Genomic DNA, 4,822 nt, shown 5'->3' with positions numbered 1-4,822 from the left:
CCACTCGCTGTTGCGATAACTTCACCGGTTACATCATCATAACCATCGCCATCATCATCACCAAAATAGTTATACGGTGCTTTCAGTAAATCAATAATATTTACTCTAGGATAACTACTATTACCTGCTGCCGGTAACGGAACGATAGTTTGGATACTCGCATAAGTATCGTCTTGACTCGGTAACTCGATTGGAGTTACTAGACTGGATTCATCATTTGAAGCATTGATGACTGTTCCATCGGATAAAGTTATACCCAACAAACTTTCCGTACTATCTGCTTTTGTCATACCTCCATCATTGGTAAGATAAGGAGCACTACCATTAATTACATTAACCGTACTGGTATTTAATGCATATGTCGAATTAATTGAAAGGGTTAATAAACTATTTATAACCAATACATTTATTAGCATCGGTTTTAAACAAAAAAAAGGGTTTATAAAATTGACTCTAAAAAACAAGAGGTTAACAGTAAATAAATCTTTAAAAGAAAAAAATGAATGTTGATGCTGAGGCAAATATATTGCTAACATTGCAGCAATTAATCGGTTAAATAATCCCAATTTATGGTTAGTTACTAAACAACTACTTGATAACATATATCAATCCTTTGTAAAAGTATTGTGTTTTTATTGCGAAAAATCAATTTTATAAGAAAAGTGTAAATAATATCATTAACCATATCAAATTTTATAATATTAAATTTTGTCAAATAATGTAAAGAAAAGTTGAACTAAAACGCTTTGATTTTATGTTACAAATTTGAAAAAATTTTTAGCTGACTTTTATAAATACTAAAATATTGTTAATTTTAGTTACTGTCGCGAAAAAAATTTTTATCATAGTTAATTAATAAGTTAATATTAAACTATAAAAAATACTTTTTTAGGCTGTTAATACAGCACAAATCGATGCTAATTCTGAAAATTAACCATTTAGTCGCTAATAAGATTATTGATTGAGAAATAAAGTTCAGGTGGAAACTTGAGCAAAATATAGTTAACAAACCTTATTTGGCAATTACTCGCTTAATTGTTCTGTGATCACCTTGTAGCACAAATCATACGTAATCTTTCGCCTGAAAAACTACCTCGTATAACGCCCTCTTGAATAACCTCACCACCAGAAGTCATCACTCGATCCGTAATTTGCCAACTACCAACATGTTGTCCCCATTCAGAATATAGTCGACCTAATTCTCTAAATGTTTGTGATGTCGTTGGTCGATTTAAATAAAAATTACTAAATAGTCTAGGCGATGGCAAGTTATAGCCTTCATAATTACAATACTTAGGAGGTGTAGGATTATGAGTTTTTTTGGTTTCAAAACGATTTGTATTAATAAACCAAGTACCTATTCTAAATTTATACAGAACTGTTTTACGTTCTTTATCAGCATAAAGTACAAAACTTGAAATACCAAATTTCTTATCCACTTTACCCGAACCAATTATCGCCACACCTTTTTTTGTTGACCTTCCTCCACCAATTATTTTAGGTCCATTTAGTCTTATCCCTACTTCATTAATTGAATCTCTCCACAAAGATAAATTTACACCTTTGCCTGATTCGGGATATATAGTACTACCATTGATAGCTATCACTTCTTCTGGGCTGATTTTATCAAGCACTAATGTATAATTAAGTCCATCACCTCCAGTAGTTGGAAAATTATTCCATTGATTACGATTTACAGGATATTCCCATGAATCAGAGCGTGTCTTTATGGCTCGCCCATTAGCTTCAGGGGAAAAATAATAAGTATGACTAGCCCCCTGAAAATTGCTTATATCACTTGATTGTGGAAGTCCATAACGCGTTGATAAACGTCCACTTGTAGACGAAATGGTAAGTTTATAGGGTGCGTTAACAATTGATAAATATGCCTCCCGATTATTTTTAACCCAATTAGTGATGTCATTATTATTAACATCTCGCCACGTAACATTTAAGGTTCCAGATGAACTAATTCCGCTATCGCCATCAATATCATTAAAATAATTATTAGTGGCTATAATGTTACTTAAGCTAATACTAGGATAATTATTAAATGGTACAATAGTTTGGATATCCTTCACTTTCGCAACTGACTCAGGTAGCTTTATTGGATTGTTGTAATTTGAACGATCTTGATATGGCTGATAAACCAAACCGTTTGATAATCTAAGCCAAAGCAGTGGTTCGGTATTTAAGGCTCGATTTCTACCATCAAACGATAAATACGGAGCATTGCCAGTAATCACATTTACTGTTTTTACAGTTAAACACTCGGCATTTGAAAAAAGAAATAGCAACATAAACCCCAAAAGCCATGTTTTAAAAGCAAAATAAGGTTTGTAATTGTCATAACTATTAACAAAATTATTAGATCTTATTTTTAATAATTCCGATGTTATAGAATTTAATGATGTACAACACGCTATAGTGAAGATAGGATATCTTTGATGATAAAATCGCAAAAACATGACTCCTTTTGATGAAACATTCCAATTTAGTAGAAACCAATTACAATCAAAATTGATAAAAATTTGATTACTATTCTTTAAAATTACATAGTTAATTTCTATGTGCTGCAGATCAATTTTTAGAAGGTAGTAGTAAAAATATTAAATGCAAGACTATCAGTGGTTACTTTTAACTAGACAAATCCTACAACTTTATTATCAGGTCGCTTAGCGTTATTAATTGAGAAATCATACCCAACATACTTATAAATATTGTTTATAAAACAATCACTTTAACGACTTGTTTTTTATGGATAAAAATTTAGTAATAAATAAATGTTGATAAAGAGGTGTTGATAACTTTTGATTGCTTAATTATGTAATTTTAGCTGTCTTGCCTATAAACAACTACGTCTAGCATCTTCAAACACCCGCTTATCCATTTGTTTTATTTAAATAGAAATATCTAAATTTGATAAAATCATAATTAAAGTATTTAACTATATCAAACTTTATAATGTTAAATTTTGTCAAGTTATGTAAAGTAAAGTTAACAATTGTTGGTTTATTAATGGAGGTCTGAGTAAAAATTTTTGCTAATTTAGAAAAAACAAATATATGGCAAATTTTAACCACTGATTCGCAAAAACTTTTCATTAAAATGGATTAATAATACAATGTTCAATCTTTAATAATGTCATTTTTAGACTTTTAATAAAGGCTAAATCAACTTCAGCAGGCTCGCTATCCGGTTGCCAAATACTTGATTAATTGATTTGTTGATGATGTAAGGTAAGATTAAAACACTGCATATCTTGTTCTAACATTGTATGTTTTTTTATTGTGAAAATCTTACTTTTAATTCATGCCTATAATGTTGTAACAATAAAACTACCCTCATTATAAACGCGTAAAAAAATAAACCTCCTTTATATAACAATATCCCCTTATATTAAGATTGTAAGATTAATGTTTTAAGAGTATCTATTTAAAATCTCACATATAAATCTCAATACAATGGATAATATTTTAATTTAATTGTTAAACTTCTTATAGCTGTTAAGGAGAAACACAAGCTATATAATAAGGTGTTAAGCTACCGAGGGACTCAGCCTCCCCACCTTCCGCCAATACATTCCATGAAGGTACTTTACGCTTCTCTTTCCAAGATTTAACTTCCTTAATTACTGTAGTGGCAATCAAATAATTAGAATGTAACCAATCACTATCAGGATAATTGCGACACCTCGAACGACTATTGTTATATAAACATCCCCACTCATTAATTATTCCACTGACCCATTCGCCATCTTTACGGTAACTTAACTGACGAAGAGCAGAGCCTACTATAGGACCAAAAGTTGCTTTCATCTCCCAATAGACGTCATAGGTCAAATCATACATTTCGGTTAACCGATAACCTTTACCTAAACGACGACACTCTTCTTGACCTTTTGCTTGATACATCGGTACATTTTCTTCAGTAATAACATTTTGATAGACTATATCGGTAGGAATATACCAACGCATCAACTTAAATTCATAAAGTATTTTACTTTTTCCACTATCGGCATACAGCCTAAATGTCGAAGGACTAAAACTCTTATCATTAGACGTTGCACGAGGACCATTTAAGGTTATCTTTAATCCTTTTTGTGGGACACCATATAATGGGGATAGATAAGGGAACATTGTTGAAAAATCATCCAGCACACCGCTTCGATGATCCCAGAGAGTTATTCCCGTACTTAAGCTTAAGCTGACATTGCCACCTTCTACAGCACTTATGTTACTGCCATTGGCTGTAATCACTGCTTCTGGACTTATTCCTGCCAATAACAAATAAAAATATAATCCATTAGACCCTGTACTTGGAAAATTATTTTTATAAACCGAACTTTTACCATCATAATTACCACTATTACGTGCGCCATTAATCTTAAATCCTTTACTTGGATAACCTCTATAATCCCAGTCAATCGTACTCGAATCCCAGCCAGGCCCATCAAGCAAATCCATATTACCTGCGTATAATTGAGAACCATCATCAAATAATGGACTTGGTTGGGCATAACAGACATGGGGTTCGACTTTAGGATTTATATAATAACTATGGCTACCGCCCATAAAACTACTTTTGTTCGGCGCACCATATAGGGTATTTAATTCTCCATTACTTGCGGTTATGGTTAATTTATAAGGACTATCACATTCAATAAACTTACTATGGGCATTGTTTTTAACTGTGTCGGTCACATCAATACCATTAATATTTTCCCATTTAACGCCAATATCACCACTCGCTGTTGCGATAACTTCACCGGTTACATCATCATAACCATCGCCATCATCATCACCAAAATAGTTATACGGTG

At 31.9% G+C, this 4,822-nt stretch carries 3 protein-coding genes; all 3 read right to left on the bottom strand.

Going from position 1 to position 4,822, the window contains the following annotated elements; genetic code table 11:
* A partial coding sequence (locus H3S74_RS12385) for a hypothetical protein (RefSeq protein WP_198248021.1) occupies window positions 1–602 on the bottom strand: 602 nt, incomplete at its 3' end.
* 444 nt (window positions 603–1,046) lie between these two features.
* Entirely contained in the window at window positions 1,047–2,300 is a 1,254-nt protein-coding gene (locus H3S74_RS12380) for a hypothetical protein (RefSeq protein WP_198248020.1), read from the bottom strand.
* A 1,206-nt stretch (window positions 2,301–3,506) separates the two neighbouring features.
* Window positions 3,507–4,822: hypothetical protein (locus H3S74_RS12375; RefSeq protein WP_198248019.1), on the bottom strand; the 1,316-nt coding region annotated here is incomplete at its 5' end.

The sequence above is a fragment of the Gilliamella sp. W8126 genome, assembly GCF_016102185.1.
In the GTDB taxonomy this organism is placed as follows: Bacteria; Pseudomonadota; Gammaproteobacteria; order Enterobacterales; family Orbaceae; genus Gilliamella; species Gilliamella apis_A.
This window is presented reverse-complemented; position numbering and strand designations above follow the sequence as displayed.